Source organism: Streptomyces sp. NPDC005393 (assembly GCF_040606675.1).
GTDB lineage: Bacteria > Actinomycetota > Actinomycetes > Streptomycetales > Streptomycetaceae > Streptomyces.
Window position 1 is genome coordinate 1 of sequence record NZ_JBEXFG010000063.1, and the last position, 15,989, is coordinate 15,989.

At 72.1% G+C, this 15,989-nt stretch carries 15 protein-coding genes, 1 other RNA gene and 2 pseudogenes; 7 read left to right on the forward strand and 11 right to left on the reverse strand.

The window, feature by feature from the left end:
• Positions 1–97: 97 nt before the first annotated feature.
• A pseudogene (locus ABZS71_RS32010) lies at positions 98–397 on the reverse strand (TetR-like C-terminal domain-containing protein); the annotation flags it as partial.
• Positions 398–544: 147 nt separating this feature from the next.
• The gene (locus ABZS71_RS32015) at positions 545–1,072 is read right to left on the reverse strand and encodes a hypothetical protein (protein WP_356215629.1); all 528 of its coding nucleotides are present in this window, start codon (positions 1,070–1,072) and stop codon (positions 545–547) included.
• A gap of 265 nt (positions 1,073–1,337) precedes the next feature.
• Here ABZS71_RS32015 and ABZS71_RS32020 point away from each other — a divergent pair, with 265 nt between their 5' ends.
• Together ABZS71_RS32020 and ribD are read left to right on the forward strand one after the other, a co-directional pair.
• Positions 1,338–2,549 carry a helix-turn-helix transcriptional regulator gene (locus ABZS71_RS32020; protein WP_356215631.1) on the forward strand — a complete coding sequence of 404 codons (1,212 nt, stop codon included), beginning with the start codon at positions 1,338–1,340 and terminating at the stop codon, positions 2,547–2,549.
• A gap of 39 nt (positions 2,550–2,588) precedes the next feature.
• Entirely contained in the window at positions 2,589–3,305 is a 717-nt protein-coding gene (ribD, locus tag ABZS71_RS32025) for a bifunctional diaminohydroxyphosphoribosylaminopyrimidine deaminase/5-amino-6-(5-phosphoribosylamino)uracil reductase RibD (protein ID WP_355851846.1), read from the forward strand.
• 21 nt (positions 3,306–3,326) lie between these two features.
• Here the strand turns inward: ribD and rnpB are convergent.
• The 3 genes from rnpB to ABZS71_RS32040 all read right to left on the reverse strand — a co-directional run bounded on the left by rnpB (position 3,327) and on the right by ABZS71_RS32040 (position 5,746).
• Positions 3,327–3,733: RNase P RNA component class A (gene rnpB, locus ABZS71_RS32030), an RNA gene on the reverse strand.
• Between the two features lie 40 nt (positions 3,734–3,773).
• Positions 3,774–4,343, reverse strand: a complete 570-nt coding sequence (locus ABZS71_RS32035; RefSeq protein WP_356215664.1) for a Uma2 family endonuclease — start codon at positions 4,341–4,343, stop codon at positions 3,774–3,776.
• 305 nt (positions 4,344–4,648) lie between these two features.
• Positions 4,649–5,746: a LacI family DNA-binding transcriptional regulator gene (locus tag ABZS71_RS32040; protein ID WP_356215633.1), complete on the reverse strand. Its 1,098-nt coding sequence runs from the start codon at positions 5,744–5,746 to the stop codon at positions 4,649–4,651.
• Between the two features lie 209 nt (positions 5,747–5,955).
• Between ABZS71_RS32040 and ABZS71_RS32045 the strand changes: the two genes are divergently transcribed.
• From ABZS71_RS32045 to eda, 3 genes are all read left to right on the forward strand, one after another.
• Positions 5,956–7,617, forward strand: coding sequence for a glycoside hydrolase family 13 protein (locus ABZS71_RS32045; protein ID WP_356215635.1), 1,662 nt, complete (start codon positions 5,956–5,958; stop codon positions 7,615–7,617).
• An 81-nt stretch (positions 7,618–7,698) separates the two neighbouring features.
• A complete protein-coding gene (gene yaaA, locus ABZS71_RS32050) occupies positions 7,699–8,502 on the forward strand; it encodes a peroxide stress protein YaaA (protein ID WP_356215637.1) in 804 nt (267 codons plus the stop codon).
• Between the two features lie 234 nt (positions 8,503–8,736).
• Entirely contained in the window at positions 8,737–9,387 is a 651-nt protein-coding gene (gene eda, locus ABZS71_RS32055; protein ID WP_355851861.1) for a bifunctional 4-hydroxy-2-oxoglutarate aldolase/2-dehydro-3-deoxy-phosphogluconate aldolase, read from the forward strand.
• Between the two features lie 68 nt (positions 9,388–9,455).
• Here eda and ABZS71_RS32060 read toward each other — a convergent pair whose 3' ends face one another.
• Genes ABZS71_RS32060 through ABZS71_RS32075 form a run of 4 tightly spaced genes read right to left on the reverse strand, consistent with a single transcriptional unit; the run spans position 9,456 to position 12,707 of the window.
• Positions 9,456–10,625: a bifunctional RNase H/acid phosphatase gene (locus tag ABZS71_RS32060; RefSeq protein WP_355851863.1), complete on the reverse strand. Its 1,170-nt coding sequence runs from the start codon at positions 10,623–10,625 to the stop codon at positions 9,456–9,458.
• Between the two features lie 4 nt (positions 10,626–10,629).
• Positions 10,630–11,373: a C4-type zinc ribbon domain-containing protein gene (locus ABZS71_RS32065; protein ID WP_356215666.1), complete on the reverse strand. Its 744-nt coding sequence runs from the start codon at positions 11,371–11,373 to the stop codon at positions 10,630–10,632.
• A 37-nt stretch (positions 11,374–11,410) separates the two neighbouring features.
• Positions 11,411–12,250, reverse strand: a complete 840-nt coding sequence (locus ABZS71_RS32070) for a Nif3-like dinuclear metal center hexameric protein (protein WP_355851866.1) — start codon at positions 12,248–12,250, stop codon at positions 11,411–11,413.
• 46 nt (positions 12,251–12,296) lie between these two features.
• Positions 12,297–12,707 (reverse strand): hypothetical protein, encoded by a 411-nt coding sequence (locus ABZS71_RS32075; RefSeq protein ID WP_356215639.1) that lies wholly within the window; start codon positions 12,705–12,707, stop codon positions 12,297–12,299.
• 168 nt (positions 12,708–12,875) lie between these two features.
• Here ABZS71_RS32075 and ABZS71_RS32080 point away from each other — a divergent pair, with 168 nt between their 5' ends.
• A complete protein-coding gene (locus ABZS71_RS32080; protein WP_356215641.1) occupies positions 12,876–14,399 on the forward strand; it encodes a hypothetical protein in 1,524 nt (507 codons plus the stop codon).
• Between the two features lie 126 nt (positions 14,400–14,525).
• On the forward strand, positions 14,526–14,696 hold the full coding sequence (locus ABZS71_RS32085; protein WP_356215643.1) for a hypothetical protein: 171 nt from the start codon (positions 14,526–14,528) through the stop codon (positions 14,694–14,696).
• A gap of 85 nt (positions 14,697–14,781) precedes the next feature.
• Here ABZS71_RS32085 and ABZS71_RS32090 read toward each other — a convergent pair.
• Positions 14,782–15,063, reverse strand: a pseudogene (locus ABZS71_RS32090) (short chain dehydrogenase); the annotation flags it as partial.
• 25 nt (positions 15,064–15,088) lie between these two features.
• Positions 15,089–15,958 carry a MaoC/PaaZ C-terminal domain-containing protein gene (locus tag ABZS71_RS32095; protein ID WP_356215645.1) on the reverse strand — a complete coding sequence of 290 codons (870 nt, stop codon included), beginning with the start codon at positions 15,956–15,958 and terminating at the stop codon, positions 15,089–15,091.
• Positions 15,959–15,989 lie beyond the last annotated feature (31 nt).

Sequence of the window (15,989 nt, forward strand, 5' to 3'; positions counted from 1 at the left end):
GGATGTCTTGGAGGACAAACCTCTTCTACAGCAGCTCCGCTGCCTCGTTCACCAGCCTTGACGAACAGTCCCCACGCCTAACTGAACGGCGTTGGCGCTAGGGGGCCAGCCCGAGGGCCGGGAAGACGGACGACTCGAGGAAGCGCAGGAGATACGCGCGGTCGGCGAGCCGGCCCTCGAGCAGGGGGCGGACCCGCATCGCGCCGATCAGCTGGGTGGGGACGAACTCGACCGCCGGGTTGTCCTCGGCGACCTCGCCGCGCTCCACGCCCCTGCGGACCATCGCGCGGATCTCCTTCACCTCATGCTCGATCAGCGCGGCGCGCAGCGCCTGGAGCAGATCGGGGTTCTGCAGCGCGGCATGTCCGAGGGCGTAGACGAGGGCGGTGTCAGAGCCGCACCTCTTGAACATCCAAAAATTCCAAAGCGTCCTCAGAGAGGCCACAGCCGATGGCACGACAGGGCTGAATCGAAAAGCCTTGCGCAAACTGTCCGCTGGATACTCCGCGCCGTGGCAGACGCTGGGCGAGTGGCTGCGACAGGATCACGACGATGACCCCTTCCGCCGCGCCCTGGAGCATGTCCCCCAGCCGAAACCGCCGGGCGGGCGCAGCTGCTGGGGGTAGCCGGCGGCATGCTTGGGGCAGGCGTAGATCGTCGCGCCGCCGACGCTGCCGCTGTGCTCCATCACTACCGGGATCGGCTCGTCGGTGGGTAATTGGCAGCGATAACAGAGTTGTCGGCCGCTCGGGGCGGGGCCCAGGACGTCACTGATCGCCTGCGCGAGGGCGTCGTGCAGACGCCAGGCGTCGGTCATGTACCGGTCGTGAGCGAGGGGCAGCCGCCAGTACGTGTGATGCCCCCTGACCCAGTCCGCCGGAGGCACACCGAGAAGGATGGTTTCATCGATGAGCGCGGTGAGGACGCGGACCTGGCGGAGGCACCAGCTCCGTGCGGTGTCCTTCTCGATCAGCCAGTACAGCTTGCCGTAGGTGTCGTCCTGGATGACGGCGGCCGAGGCCTCGCCGAGCGTCTGCAGGGCACGGTCTCCGACTGCGGTGGGCGCGCTCACGGCATCCCACCAGCGGCCCACCGGTAACAGCTCCACGCCTTCTGCGGATGGCGGTGTCCACGGCGCGGCCGTCGGCTGAGTAAACGTCATCGATGCCTCCAGCGGTGCGTCTCGCCTTGTGCGACCAGCCAAACGCGCGCCTCAGGGTGACGTCTGCGACGCATGCATCAGACGCTGTGCGTATGCAGAACCTGCATACACATGCGACGGGGCGACTACTGTGGGTATTCCTTATCGAGCGCGCCATCACAGACCGGGACCGGACATGGGGCAGTCAGCACACCACCGCAGCGCAGGAGAGGCCATCTCGGCCGCCCGCCGCCAACGCGGCTGGACCCAGCAGCAGCTGGCCGATAGGTGCGGGTACAGCCAGAGCACCATCAGCCGTCTGGAGCGCGGCCGCCAGTCTGCCCGCGATGTCGATGTGCTCGCACTCGTCGCCGACCGTCTCGGCATGGCCCCCTCTGAGGTGGGTCTGGCAGAAGGCACCCCGCACAACGCTCAGGTGAATCGTCGCGACTTCCTGGGCGCCACGGCAGCGGCGGCAGGGCTCGGCGTGCTCCCCACACCGGCCGGCGCCACAGTCCGCCGTTCGATCAACCCGGCCGTTGTTGGCCACCTCCGCCACCTCCGCGCAACGCTCGTCCAGTCGGACAGCCTCTACGGGCCTCACTGCGTCATCAGCACCGTCCACGATCACCTCACCGTCCTCGAGCGCCAGTTACTTCCCGCAGCCGCCGGGCCCCTCCGCCGCCGTATTCTCGAAACCGGTGCCGAGTGGGCCGAGTTCGCCGGCTGGCTCTACGAAGATCTAGGCCGCCCCGACCAAGGTCTTTGGTGGTCCGACCGCGCGATGGAATGGGCTCAGGAAGCCGACGACCCCGTGCGACAGGCGTTCATCCTGATGCGCAAGTCCCAGCAGTCCGTCAGTCTGATGCAGCAGCAGCGGGCAGTCGGCCTGGCGTCGGCCGCACTGCGCGTCCGCGGCGACGTGCCCGCACGCATCCGCGCCTCCGCCCACCTCCAGGAGGCACACGGCCACGCGCTCGCCCGTTACGAAACCGCGGCGGTGCGCGCGCTGGACGCCGCCCGTGAGCTCGTCGACGGAGACGACGCCGTCCCCGATCGCCTCGGAGGTTACTGCGTCCCTTCCTACGCCGATGCTCAGCGCGCGACGTGTTACCTGCGCCTGGGCAGGCCGGCCGACGCCGTGGCCACCTATCAGCAGGCCCTCGACCACTGGCCCGCCATATACCAACGTGAGCGCGGCCTGCACCTGGCCCGGCTCGCCAACGCGCATGCCGCCGACCGCTCTCCGGATGCGGCCTGTGCCACCGCCATGGAAGCGCTGGAGATCAGCCGTGAGACGGAGTCGCGCCGCACTACGGAAGAACTCCGCCGAGTCGTCACCGGCCTCGCGGCATGGCGGCGTACCGCGATGGTGAGGAACCTCACCGAGGCGATCGCGGCGGCGTGATTAGGCTTCCCGGTACCAAATCTGCCTGGAGAGGGGCCCATGCACATCAGCGAACTGGTCGGCACTGACGAATGGCACACCGCCGAAGGGCGGCCGTACGTCGTCTACAAGTACGCGGCCACGCTGGACGGACGGATCGCAGCGGCGGACAGCACCAGCCAGTGGATCACCAGCGCTGAGTCCCGCGCTGAGGTCCACGCGCTGCGCGCTGCCTGCCAGGCGACCGTCGTTGGATCCGGCACCCAGCAGGCCGACAATCCGCACCTCGCCGTGCGCTCAACGCAGGACGACCCCAAGCTGAAGGTGGCCGTACCGGTCGATGAGCAGCCGTGGCGGGTCATCGTCGACAGCAGCGCGCGTACGCCGGCCAACGCCCGGGTTCTCGACAATGCCGCGCCCACGATCATCGCCGTCGCCGACGATGCGGACGTCAGGCACTTGGACGACGTCGCGACCGTCGTCCGACTGCCGAGGGCGAAGGAGGGCCTGAACCTCCACGCGCTGCTGGGCGAGCTGGCCAACCGGGGCGTGCGCGGCATGTTCCTCGAAGGCGGGCCCACCCTCGCCGCCAGCTTCGTGTCGGCCGGGCTGGTGGACCGCATCATCGCCTACATCGCGCCCGCGCTCCTCGGCCGCGGTAAGAGCGGGCTCGAGGGCGGCACCATCGAGACGATGGACGACATTCTCCGATATGAGCTGCTGGACGTGGCGCGGTCCGGGCCAGATGTCCGGATGATCGCGCGCCCGCATCGCTGACCAGGTCAGATGAGAAAGGGGCGGACGAGTCGGCCTGTACGCCGGGTTCTGTCTCCCGTGGGCCTTGCGGCCCGCGGGGAGGCGGCCATCCATCTAGGGCCGGCGTTGCCGTCGGCCTCGTGCGGTCTACCCGCGGACTCGGGCGGGCAGCCCTCGATCGTCCGCGCAGAGCCGCCGTGCGGCGGCTCTTCTTGACCTTGCTCCAGGTGGGGTTTACCTAGCTGCCCAGGTCACCCTGGGCACTGGTGGTCTCTTACACCACCGTTTCACCCTTACCGGATGCCTTGCGGCTTCCGGCGGTCTGTTTTCTGTGGCACTGTCCCGCGGGTCACCCCGGGTGGGCGTTACCCACCACCTTGCCGTGTGGAGCCCGGACGTTCCTCGGCGGGACCCCGAAAGGGCCCCGACGCGGCCGCCCGGCCGGCTCGTCCGCCGTAACCACCATGATACCCGGCGGTCCGGGGCGGCTCAGACGAAGTCGGTCGTCTCCAGCGAGAAGGAGAACGGCGCGGGCAGGTCGAGCGGCTTTCCGAAGGGGACCGTGACGTGCTGCCGGTAGTCGGCGCCCTCCGGGTCGCTGAAGAGCGTCACATCGCTGCTGTCCCGGTCGATGAGCAGGTAGAGAGGGATCCCGCCGCGGGCGTAACAGTGGCGCTTGGCCGTGCGGTCCCGTTCCGGCTTGGTCGCGGTGACCTCGGTGACCATGGCCACGCCCTCGCAGGGCATCCAGGGCTCGGCGCCGCGGAAGAGCCGCAGCTCGGTGGGTGCGAAGGTGCCGTCCGGGATTACATGGTTCCGTACGCACAGACCACCGCGCGGGACCTTGAGGCCCTTGTTGCCGGAGAACTGCAAATCCATAGCGGCCCTCCTGGCCACCTGGTTCACGAGCAGTCCGATGTGGTCCTCGTGGTCCCCGTCCGGCGGCGGTGTCACGACGATCTCCCCCTCGATCAGCTCGGCCCGGAAGCCTTCCGGCGTATCCAGGGCCAAGAAACCCTCCAGCAGAACTTCATCCTGCGTGAGCGGTTCGTGCGCCATCGCGCTCATGCCACCCTCTTCCCTGTTTCGCCGCCAGCCCAGGTACCGAGGGGGTCGGCACCTCGCGGAAAGAGTCTTCCGCACTCGATCGTGGCACAGAAGCCCACGCGCCGGGGCAGACCGGGCGTTGACCTTGTCGTATCGGGTGTACGGCTGCGCGATGCGATCGCCGACGCCGCGCCCGACGATCCGCGCGTGGAGGAGGCCACGCGGACGATCTCGGACGCTCTCCGGACGGGACCGGGGCTCCCGGGGCTACCGGGGCTCCCGGGAGCCCCGGGGCAGGAGCATCCGCGTCCGTACCGTCAGATGTCATGCGGACGAGCCGCGCCTGCTTCTCTCCGCGCTCCCTCCGTCGGTGCGGCAGCCGGGGCGGTGCTCCCGCGCGGAATGACACGCGTGGGGAAGACGCGATGCCGGGCGGGGTCGGCGTCCGGGGCCTCGATGATCGACCGGGCCAGCTCGGCGGCGGCGCGGCCGATGTCGACCACCGGCTGGGCGACTGTCGTCAGGTCGAGCCACTCGGCGAGCCGGTGGTCGTCGAAGCCGAGGACGGACATACGGCCGGGTACGTCGATACGGGCCGCCCGCAACACGCTGATCACCTCGATCGCCACCTCGTCCGACTCGGCGAAGACGGCCGTGGGCGGATGCCGCAGGCTCAGCAGGTGGCCGACCGCCTCGCCGATACCGCGCCGCCGGCGGACGACCGGGTAGTGCACCAGCTCCTCGTCGTATGGGAGACCGGCCTCCTCGAGCGCCTGCCGGTAGCCGGTCAGCCGCGCCTGGGAGCTCCAGGAGAAGCCGGTGTCATCGCTGGACTGGAGAAAGGCGATGCGCCGATGGCCGAGGTTGAGCAGATGGCGCATACCGCGCCGCGCCCCCTCGGCGTCGTCGATGTAGACGCTCGGACGGCCGGGGGCGTGCTGACTGACGAAGATCACGGGCATCCCGAGCTCGTCCAGCCGTGCGCGCTCCTCCGTCGTCAGGTCGAAGGAGACCACCAGCAGGGCGTCGGCGTTGCGGCGGGCGGGCAACCGGTCGAAGAACGCGGTGCGTTCGGCCAGGTCGGGGACGCTGTAGACGAGCAGATCGAGATCGGCCTCGCGGAGCACCGCGCTCACCCCGGACAGGGCGGCGCCCAGAAACCATGAGTCCAGGTGGGGCGTGAGTACGGCCACCCGCCGCGTCTTCCCCGTGACCAGGCTGGACGCGCTGCGCGAGACGGCGAACGACAGCTCGCGGGCGGCCTTTTCGACCCGGCCGCGGGTCTTCGGGGAGACGCTGGACAGACCGCGCAGCGTCCGGGAGACCGTCGAGACGGAGACGCCGGCCCGCTGGGCGACATCGGCCATCGTGGCCTCGCCGTCGTGGCCGGCCGGACCGTCGGATGCTGCGGACATGGCCCGGACGCTAGCACGCGCGTCGGTCCCCGGCACGCTCCCGGGTCGACGATTTCTGGCAACGCTGTCATTCGAAGATCACAGGTCTTTTGCATGCAGCGTTTGCCTTACCTGCCGTTGACACCGGCCATGCGCCCCCCTAGCTTGCAAACGCTGTCAGAGCGCCCGTACACACCACCGCTGTCCGTACACACCACCGCGAGGATCTTGTGACCGATCAGCCCTCCGACCCCCACTGGTGGCGGCAGGCCGTCTTCTACCAGATCTATCCCCGCAGCTTCGCCGACTCCGACGCGGACGGCGTGGGCGACCTGCCCGGTGTCATCTCCCGGCTGCCCTATCTGGCCGACTTGGGTGTGGACGCCGTCTGGTTGAGCCCCTTCTATCCGTCCGCGCTCGCCGACGGCGGCTATGACGTCGCCGACTACCGGAATGTCGATCCGCGCCTGGGCACCCTCGACGACTTCGACCGGCTGATCGCCGAGGCGGACCGGCTGGGCCTGAAGGTGATGGTCGACATCGTGCCCAACCACACCTCCAGCGACCACCGCTGGTTCCAGGAGGCCCTGCGAGCGGCGCCCGGCGACCCGGCCCGCGACCGGTATGTCTTCCGCGCGGGGCGCGGCCCGGACGGCGCCCTGCCGCCCACCGACTGGGTCTCCTGCTTCGGCGGCCCCGCCTGGACCCGCCTGCCCGACGGCCAGTGGTACCTCCATCTGTTCGCCCCCGAACAGCCCGACCTCAACTGGGACCACCCGGAGGTGCGCGCCGACTTCCTCACCACGCTGCGCTTCTGGTCCGACCGCGGCGTGGCCGGCTTCCGTGTCGATGTCGCCCACGGTCTGGCCAAGGACCTCGTCGATCCGCTGCGGGACATCGGGGACGTACGCGGCTACGACCCGGAGGATCTACCCGAGGACGGCAGCCATCCGCTGTGGGACCGCGATGAGGTGCACGGGATCTTCCGCGAATGGCGCAAGGTCTTCGACGAGTACGATCCGCCGCGGATCGGTGTGGCCGAGGCGTGGGTGCGGGACGCCCGCCGGGCGCCGTACGCCAGCCCCGACGAGCTGGGCCAGGCTTTCAACTTCGACTTCCTGAACGCCCCGCCGTCCGCCCCCGCGCTGCGCGCCGTCATCGACGGCGCGCTGTCCGCCGCCCGCGAGGCGGGCGCCTCGGCGACCTGGGTGCTCTCCAACCACGATGTGATCCGGCACGCCAGCCGGCTCGCGCTCCCGGACGAGCTGAGCAGGGCGGACCGGGAAACGTGGCTGCTGGCCGACGGCCGCGAGCCGGTGGCCGACCGCGCCCTGGGACTGCGTCGCGCCCGCGCCGCGACCCTGCTGATGCTGGCCCTCCCCGGCTCCTCGTATCTCTACCAGGGCGAGGAGCTGGGGCTGCCGGAGGTCGCCGATCTGCCCCGGTCCGCGCTCCAGGACCCGACCTGGGAGCGCAGCGGCCACCAGGTCAAGGGCCGGGACGGCTGCCGGGTGCCGCTGCCGTGGACGCGCTCCGGGCCGTCGTACGGATTCGGCGACGGCGGCTCCTGGCTTCCGCAGCCCGAGTCCTTCGGCGAGCTGTCCGTCGAGGCCCAGGAGGGGGTGGCGGGCTCCACGCTGGAGCTCTACCGGGAGGCGCTGGGGTTGCGCGGGCAGCTGCTCGGCGACGAGGGGCTGGAATGGCTGGACTCGGTCGGGCAGCCCCACGCCGGTGTCCTGCACTTCCGTCGCTCCAACGGCTGGCAGTGCCTCAGCAACCTCTCGGCGCGGCCGGTCCAGTTGCCGGCCGGGAGCGAGGTGATGCTGAGCAGCGGGCCGCTCACCGGTGACGAGGTGCCACCGCATACGACGGTCTGGCTGCTGTGGCCGTAGGCTGCGCGGGGCGTGCCTGTCCCCGGGCCCGCCCCGTACCGTTTTCGCCCGGTATCCGGCCCCGACCTCTGAGGAGAATCCGTGCTCGTCCTGCTGCCGCCGTCCGAGGGAAAGGCCACGGGAGGCTCCCGGTCCCCGCTGGACCTGGGATCGCTGTCGCTGCCGCGCCTGGGCGAGGCGCGGGCGGAGGTGCTGGACGAGCTGGTGGCGCTGTGCTCGGGCGACGAGGCGAAGGCCGCGGAGGTGCTGGGGCTGAGCGAGGGGCTGCGCGGCGAGATCGCGAAGAACGCGGCGCTGCGGGAGGCCGGGACGCGGCCCGCCGGGGAGATCTACACCGGTGTGCTCTACGACGCGCTCGGCCTGGTGACGCTGCCCGCCGCCGCCCGGCGTCGGGCGGCGCGTTCGCTGCTGGTGTTCTCCGGGCTGTGGGGCGCCGTACGGATCGGCGACCGCATCCCCTCCTACCGCTGCTCGATGGGCGTGCGGCTCCCGGGGCTCGGCGCGCTCGGCACGTACTGGCGGACCCGGACGCCGCTGGCCGACGTAGTGCCGGAGGCCGCCGGGAACGGGCTGGTGCTGGACCTGCGGTCGGCGGCGTACGCGGCGGCGTGGAAGCCGAAGGGGGAGGTCGCGGAGCGGACGGCGACGGTGCGGGTGCTGCAGTCGAAGGTCGTGGCCGGGGTGGAGAAGCGGTCCGTCGTCAGCCACTTCAACAAGGCGACGAAGGGGCGGCTGGTACGGGATCTGCTGATCGCCGGGGTCACGCCGAGCGGACCGGGCGAACTGGTGGAGGCGCTGCGGGAGTTGGGGTACGCGGTGGAGGCCACGGCGCCGGAGCGGGCGGGTCGGGCGTGGGCGCTGGATGTGGTGGTGACGGAGCTGTAGCCGCAGGCCGACAGCAGCGGCGGCGGCGGAGGAGGCGGGCACCGCGCCGTCGCCGGCGGGGGCCGGTGGGGCTCCCGGTGGGGCTCGCCGCCGGGGTTCCGGTAGCCCCAAAAAACGGTTGATCTGGCGCAACTACCTTGTCAAGCGTTTTCGAAGGGGGTGGTCCGTCGGCCCGGCAGCTGGCGTTGCAACATGCGCAACCCCCATTGCACAATGTGCCCAGGGATGGGCAGGATGACCGCCGTGACGAGCACCGCGCCCTCCCCTGCCACCTCCCTCCTCGACCTCGCCCCCGTCATCCCCGTCGTCGTCCTCCACGACGTGGCCGACGCGGTGCCGCTGGCCCGCGCCCTGGTCGCGGGCGGCCTCCCCGCGATCGAGGTCACCCTGCGCACCCCGGCCGCCCTGGACGCGATCCGGGCGATCGCCGACGAGGTCCCGGAGGCGGTCGTCGGCGCCGGCACCGTCCTCACCCCCGACCATGTGGAGACGGCCGTCGCGGCCGGATCGCGCTTCCTGGTCAGCCCCGGGTGGACGGACCGGCTGCTGGGCGCGATGCGCGCGTCGGGCGTGCCGTATCTGCCGGGGGTCTCGACGACGTCGGAGGTCGTGGCGCTGCTGGAGCAGGGGGGGACCGAGATGAAGTTCTTCCCGGCGGAGGCCGCCGGCGGCACGGCCTACCTGAAGTCCCTCGCCTCTCCCCTCCCCCAGGCCCGCTTCTGCCCCACGGGCGGCATCAACGCCTCCCTCGCCCCGGAGTACTTGGCTCTCCCCAACGTGGGCTGCGTGGGCGGCACCTGGATGCTCCCGCCGGACGCGCTGGCGGCGGGCGACTGGACGCGGGTCGAGTCCCTGGCCCGCGAGGCGGCGGCGCTCCGCGCCTGACACCGGCTGGGACTTCCCCGGGTGGGTCCGCGCAGGACTACGGCTGGGGCTGCTGCCGAGCCGGGGTCCTACCGCAGATGTGACGTTTCGTTCAGCAGCCGCAGCGAGGCGTTGCCATCGCCGTAGTACGCCACCACCGACAGCGACGCCGCCGACAGCTCCATCCGGAACAGCGACTCCGGCGGGGCGCCCAGGGCCAGTCTGACCAGCGTTTTGATCGGGGTCACATGAGTGACCAGGAGCACCGTACGGCCCGCGTATCGGGCGATCAGCTTGTCGCGGGAGAGCGCGACCCGCCGTGCGACCGCCGCGAAGCTTTCGCCGCCTCCCGTGGGGGCCACCTTGGAGGAGGCGAGCCAGGCCTCCAGGTCGTCCGGGTAGCGCTCCTTGACCTCGGCGAAGGTCAGGCCCTCCCAGGCGCCGAAGTCCGTCTCGCGCAGCCCCTCGTCGACGCGGACGTCGAGGCCGAGGCGGGCGGCCACCACATCGGCGGTCTCGCGGCAGCGCCGCAGCGGGGAGGTGACGATGGCCTGGATGGTGCCGCGTGCGGCGAGCGCCGCCGCGACGCGCTCGGCCTGGTGGCGGCCGGCGGGCGAGAGGGCGGGGTCGGTGCCGCCGCTGCCGGAGAAGCGCTTCTCGGGGGTGAGCGGCGTCTCACCGTGCCGGAGGAGGACGAACGTGGTGGGCGTGCCGAGGTCGGCGGAGCCCCAGCCCACCGCCGGGCCGGCCGTGACGGTGGGCTCGGCGAGGGCGTCGTCGGCGGGGGCTTCGGGCGCGCCCGTCGCGAGCGTGCCGCCCGGCGGCACCTTGGGCCGCCACTGCTCGCCCCGCTTGCCCGCGTCCATCGCCTCGTTCGCGAGCCGGTCCGCGTGCGTGTTCTTCTCGCGCGGGATCCACTGGTACGTCCCCTGGCCGGGCGGGAAGATCGACTTGGCCTCGGCGGCGAGCGGCCGCATGTCCGGGTGCTTGATCTTCCAGCGGCCCGACATCTGCTCGACGACGAGCTTGGAGTCCATCCGCACCGTGACCTGGGCCTCCGGGTCGAGGGCGTACGCCGCCCGCAGACCGGCGATCAGGCCCTTGTACTCGGCGACGTTGTTGGTCGCGGTGCCGATGTACTCGGCCACCTCGGCGAGCGGCTCGCCGGTGTCCGCGTCCAGGACGACCGCGCCGTAGCCGGCCGGCCCCGGGTTGCCCCGGGAGCCGCCGTCCGCCTCGACGATGAAGCGACGCGCCATCGGCTTACAGCCCCGACTCGAGCGTACGGACCAGGATCCGGCGGCAGTTCTCGCACCGCACCACCGTGTCGGGGGCTGCCGCCCGCACCTCGTTGAGCTCGGTGATCGCGAGCTCCTGGCGGCAGCCGTCGCAGGCCCGCTGGTAGAGCCGGGCCGCGCCGACGCCGCCCTGCTGCTCACGCAGCTTGTCGTAAAGCTTCAGCAGATCGGCGGGGATGGTACCGGCGATGACCTCGCGCTCCTTGGTGATGGTCGCGATCTCGGCGTCGATCTCCTCGGCCGCCGCGTCCCGCCGCTCCGTGGCTTCGCCGATCTCGGTCCGGAGAGACTCCACCCGGCCGGTCAGCTCGGTGATCCGCGCCTGCGCGGACTCCCGCCGCTCCATGACCTCCAGGACGACGTCCTCCAGAGCGCCCTGGCGCTTGGCGAGGGAGGCGATCTCGTGCTGCAGGTTCTCCAGGTCCTTCGGGGAAGTGACGGCCCCGGAGTCGAGACGCTTCTGGTCACGGGCGGCGCGCTGGCGCACCTGGTCCACGTCCTGCTCCGCCTTCGTCTGCTCGCGGGCGGTGTCACTCTCCTCGGTCTGCGCGGCGACGAGGAGGTCACGCAGTTGGGTGTGGTCGGCGATCAGGGTCTCGATCTTGGTGTGCTCGGGCAGCGTCCGGCGCTTGTGCGCGAGCTGTGAGAGCCGGACATCGAGGGCCTGGACGTCGAGGAGGCGGATCTGGTCGGCGGGCGCGGCGTTCAGCGTGGGGCTCCCAGGGGTGGTTGACGGACGGAGGACTTTAAGCGGAGGGGGCGGGGGCCGCTGCGTGGGCCGTCCACGGGTCGGTGACCGCACGGGAGACATGGGTACGCAGACCCCAGTCGTGCCGGTCGGAGATCTCGTCGAGCTGGGCCGCGGCCTGTTCGGTCCAGGGCCATTCGGTGGCCCAGTGCGCGGCGTCCAGCAGTGCGAGATCGCTGTGCTCACGCGCTTCCGAGGACGGGTGGTGGCGCAGATCGGCGGTGAGATACGCGTCGACCCCGGCCGCGCGCACCTCGTCGAAGAGGCTGTCGCCGGAGCCGCCGCTGACCGCGACCGTACGGATCGTACGGTCCGGGTCGCCCGCGACGCGGATCCCCTGGGCCGTGGCGGGCAGCCGGGCGGCGACGCGCTCGGTGAACTCCCGCAGCGTCTCGGGGCGGTCGAGCTCGCAGATCCGGCCGAGGCCCCGGCGGCCCGCGGGATCGGTCGGATCGGGCACCAGCGGGGCGGTGATCCGCAGATCGAGCGCACCGGCGAGGGCGTCGGAGACGCCGGGGTCGGCGCTGTCGGCGTTGGTGTGCGCGACATGCAGCGCGATGTCGTTCTTGATCAGGGTGTGCACCACCCGCCCCTTGAAGGTGGAGGCGGCGACCGTCGTCGTCCCCCGCAGATAGAGCGGATGGTGGGTGATCAGCAGATCGGCGCCGAGCTTCACCGCCTCGTCGGCGACCTCCTGGACGGGGTCCACGGCGAACAGCACACGGGAGACCTCGGCTCCGGGGTCGCCGCACACCGTGCCGACGGCGTCCCACTGTTCCGCCCGCTCGGGCGGCCAGAGTGCGTCGAGGGCGGTGAGAACGTCGATGAGTGCGGGCACGGGGCAAGGCTACCTCCCGGATCACCGGGAAGCCTTGCCCACGCCTTCACTCCCGGCTACGGTCCGCGACGGCTCCGGAAGCCGCCCGGAACACGCCGGCGGGACAGGTCCCGGAGCAGCGGACCAGAGAGCCGCGCAGGTCGTCGAGGACCAGGTAGGCGGCGGTGACGCCGAGGCCCAGGCACCAGGTCTCGTTGTCCTTGCCGCCCTGGGCGACGGACTTCCCGCCCCCGCCGTCGCCCTTGGCGCCGTCCTTGCCGCCGTCCTTGCCGCCGTCCTTGCCGCCGTCCTTGCCGCCGTCCTTGCCGCCGTCCTTGCCGCCGTCCTTGCCGCCGTCCTTGGCGCCGTCCTTGGCGCCGTCCTTGGCGCCGCCGTCCGAGGGCCCGCAAGCGGCGAGGGACAGCGCCCCCGCCAGGGCAAGGGCGAGGGCGGCACTGCCGCGACGGCGTAGGGACATCGGGTGCCCCAGGGGGTGGATCGGGACCGCGCCGTTGCCTACAGCACATTTATCCGCGACCTCTCAGTCGAATCGGGCAACAGCCACACGTACGGGTGGATCGACCCCCTTACCGCCCTTCGGCAGGGAGTACGAAAACTACGTTCAGTTGCCGGAGGTGACTGAACGATGACCGCCTGTGCCTTCGACACCGCCATCACCGCGGGCGTCAGCACCCGGCCACGAGGGGTTTTCACCATCGCCTCGGACCGCTCGTACGGCGCGCGGCTCGCGCTCGGCGGCGAGCCGGGCTGCTGGTACCCGGAGCGCTGGACGCTGGACGGACCCGAGCCCTACGCCGTGCCGCTGCCCGCCGCCCAGCCCGAGGAGCCGGACAGCGAGCTGCTGCCGCTGGCCGACGGGCAGGTGCTGATCCACCGCCGGGTGGCCGGCCACCACGCCTTCTCACTGATCTACCCGACCGGGCCCGGCACCGGCGAGCGGCCGCTCGGCGCCATCGACCGGGCCGATGTCTCGCTGCTGCCACCCGCGCCCGGGGGCCTGTGCGCCTTCGCGCTGGGGCGCGGGCCGCGGTCCACCTCGATCTGGCTGGTGCACGGCGGCGGCCTCGGGCCGCAGCGCCTCGCCGAGGTGCCCGGCCGCTGCACAGGCGGCAGTTGGCTGGACCGTACGGGGCGGCTGCTCGCCCTCGACCGCGAGCTCGACGGCCGCACCAAGACCGTCGTCGTCGATCTGCGGCGCGGCGGCGAGACCAGCCCGCTGCTGCAGATCACCGAGCGCAGCAACGACCGGCTGCTGCTCGCCGACCCCGACAGCGGTCTGCTGCTCGTACGGTCCGACGCGCCTGGCGACGAGCGGCTGGGGTGGGGCGTCCTCGGCAGCGCCCGGCCGGTCCGGTTCCCGGACTGTCTGCGGCCCGCGGCGCAGTCGGAGGCCACGCCGTTCGCGGTGCAGCCGGGGCAGGTGCTGACGCCGGAGGGGTGCTGGGTCGCCTTCCGTATCGACGGCCCGGCCGGGACCGGACGGCCGTGGCTGGGCGTATGGCGCCCGGCGGAGCGGCAGTTGCGCCAGTTCTCGGCCCCCGAGGGCTGGCTTCCGGGCGCGGGTCTGTGGACGCGGGACGGCGAGCTGCGGCTGCCGTATGCGACGCGGCAGGTGCCGTGCGGGCTGGCGGGGGTGCGGCCGCCGGGGGCGGCGGGGACACCGGAGGCACCGGGGGCGGCGTCGGTGGCGGTTCCGGCCGCGGTTCGGGTTCCGGCGGCGGTTCGGGTTCCGGCGCGGAGGGTGGTCCAGATGCCTCGTGCGCTGGCCCGTACGGCGCCCGGCGCACCGCCGCCCCGTACGACGCCTCGTACGACACCCACGGCCGGCATCACCCCGTGGACACGGGTCGAGGGCGGGGCCGAGGCCGGGTTCACAGGTCGCGCCGTATCGAGGCCGCTGCCGGCCCCGGCGCCCGGGCCCCGGCCGGAGAGCGATGCCAGGTCCGGGGTCGAGCCGTGGGGCGGGACGGGGTCCTGGGCCGGGGTCGAGCAGGAGACCGGACCCGACCCCGACCACGGCCCGGAGCCCGTGGCGGCGGGGGCCGGGTCCGCGGCCGCCCTGCGGCCCGTACCGCTCCAGCAGGCACCGCTCGCCCGGCCCCGGCAGGCCCGCCCACCCCGATGGGTCAGAGATCAGCACCTTGGTTAACATCGAGCAGGGGCTGCGCAGCCATGCGTTCCGTACACCCGCGGGGCGTTTTCGGGTGGTGCGTAGTGACATCCTGGCCAGCCCCTCTCGCACAGTACGGAGCGATTTGACGGGGTGACTTCCCACATGTCCGAAACCCACATCGACACGACCCAGGCGCGCCCGCGGGAGGCAGCCACGGCCCAGGCCGATGCCGCTCAGGGCAAGCACCGGGGGCAGGCCGCGTCCGAGGAGGCCCAGGCGCCGGTCCACGGCCGCCACCGCCGCCCGGGCGAGAACGGGTCCGTGCGGGCGTAACGCCCCGAGGTGGTCCTCGATCGTCGGACGGGCCGGATCTTCCTGGAAGATCCGGCCCGTCCGGCGTCGGGGGCGGTTCCTGGCCCCGCTTGAGGCCCAGTACCTCCACGGCCGCGAAGCTCTCCCCGCCCCGCTCCGCGAAGTACGGTGTGAGCACCCCGTCCAGCTCCGCGAAGCTGAACGCGTCCCCCGCGGCATCCACCTTCGCCGCCACCCTCGGCCGCTCCACGATCGCCACCATCCCGCCGTGGACCACGAACACCTGGCCGCTCGCCTTCGCCGCACGCGGTGACACGAGATAGCCGACCAGCGGGGCCACATGCCCGGGGCCGAGCGCGTCGAGGCGGCCGTCCTCCGGGAGTTCGAAGTCGGGTCAAGCGTGCGTGCTGGGTTTAGGCGTGCTCGACGGTCGTGTCGGTGAGGACGGGCGCGTCATCCCGTTCGGCGGCCGTGGCCGCCACCTGGATGCGGCCCGCGCCGTCCGGGCCCTGGTCCTGCCACATCCGGATGCGCAGGGTCTCGCCCGGGTACACCACCCCGGCGAAGCGGGTGGTGTACGAGCGCACCCGGGCGACCTCCCCGCCCAGCGCCGTGTCCACGACCGCCTTGAGCACCATCCCGTACGAGCACAGCCCGTGCAGGATCGGCCGCTCGAACCCCGCGAGCTTGGCGAACTCGGGGTCGGCGTGCAGCGGGTTCCAGTCCCCGGACAGCCGGTAGAGCAGCGCCTGGTCCTCGCGGACGGCGCGCTCCACGGTGCGGTCGGGCTCGCGGGCCGGGGGCTCGACGCGCTCGGAGGGCCCGCGCTCACCGCCGAAGCCGCCCTCGCCGCGTACGTAGATCCGGGTGTCACAGGTCCACAGCGGCCCGTCCGCGTCGGCCACGTCGGTGCGCAGCACGATGACCGCGGCCTTGCCCTTGTCGTACACCGCCGCGACCTTCGACAGCTGGGTGGCGTCGCCGCGTACCGGGATGGGCCGGTACAGCTCGACGGTCTGGCCGCCGTGCAGGACGGCCGCGAGGTCGACGTCGATACCGGGTGCGCTCAGACCGCCCGCGAGCGCCATCCCACCGCCCGCGACGGTCGCGAAGCTGGGCAGGACATGCAGCGCGCTCTCCAGGGTGTAGCGGAGCCCATCGGGGTCGGTGGCGGGGGTCCCGGCGCCGATGCCCAGGTGGTAGAGCTGGATGTCCTTGTGTCCCCAGGCGAGAGCCGTGGTCCGGGGTTCGGCCGAGACGGCCCTGGTGGCATCGATGGGCATAGGGCGGCAGCACACTCCTTGGTCGCTTGGC

What these genes read in the sequence shown, in the direction of transcription:
- ABZS71_RS32060 (WP_355851863.1), bottom strand. Translation starts at nt 10,625, where the DNA reads ATGGCGCGTCGCTTCATCGTCGAGGCGGACGGCGGCTCCCGGGGCAAC.
- ABZS71_RS32035 (WP_356215664.1), bottom strand. Translation starts at nt 4,343, where the DNA reads ATGGCGCACGAACCGCTCACGCAGGATGAAGTTCTGCTGGAGGGTTTC.
- ribD (WP_355851846.1), top strand. Translation starts at nt 2,589, where the DNA reads ATGCACATCAGCGAACTGGTCGGCACTGACGAATGGCACACCGCCGAA.
- eda (WP_355851861.1), top strand. Translation starts at nt 8,737, where the DNA reads ATGACCGCCGTGACGAGCACCGCGCCCTCCCCTGCCACCTCCCTCCTC.
- ABZS71_RS32075 (WP_356215639.1), bottom strand. Translation starts at nt 12,707, where the DNA reads ATGTCCCTACGCCGTCGCGGCAGTGCCGCCCTCGCCCTTGCCCTGGCG.
- ABZS71_RS32040 (WP_356215633.1), bottom strand. Translation starts at nt 5,746, where the DNA reads ATGTCCGCAGCATCCGACGGTCCGGCCGGCCACGACGGCGAGGCCACG.
- ABZS71_RS32080 (WP_356215641.1), top strand. Translation starts at nt 12,876, where the DNA reads ATGACCGCCTGTGCCTTCGACACCGCCATCACCGCGGGCGTCAGCACC.
- ABZS71_RS32095 (WP_356215645.1), bottom strand. Translation starts at nt 15,958, where the DNA reads ATGCCCATCGATGCCACCAGGGCCGTCTCGGCCGAACCCCGGACCACG.
- ABZS71_RS32020 (WP_356215631.1), top strand. Translation starts at nt 1,338, where the DNA reads ATGGGGCAGTCAGCACACCACCGCAGCGCAGGAGAGGCCATCTCGGCC.
- ABZS71_RS32085 (WP_356215643.1), top strand. Translation starts at nt 14,526, where the DNA reads ATGTCCGAAACCCACATCGACACGACCCAGGCGCGCCCGCGGGAGGCA.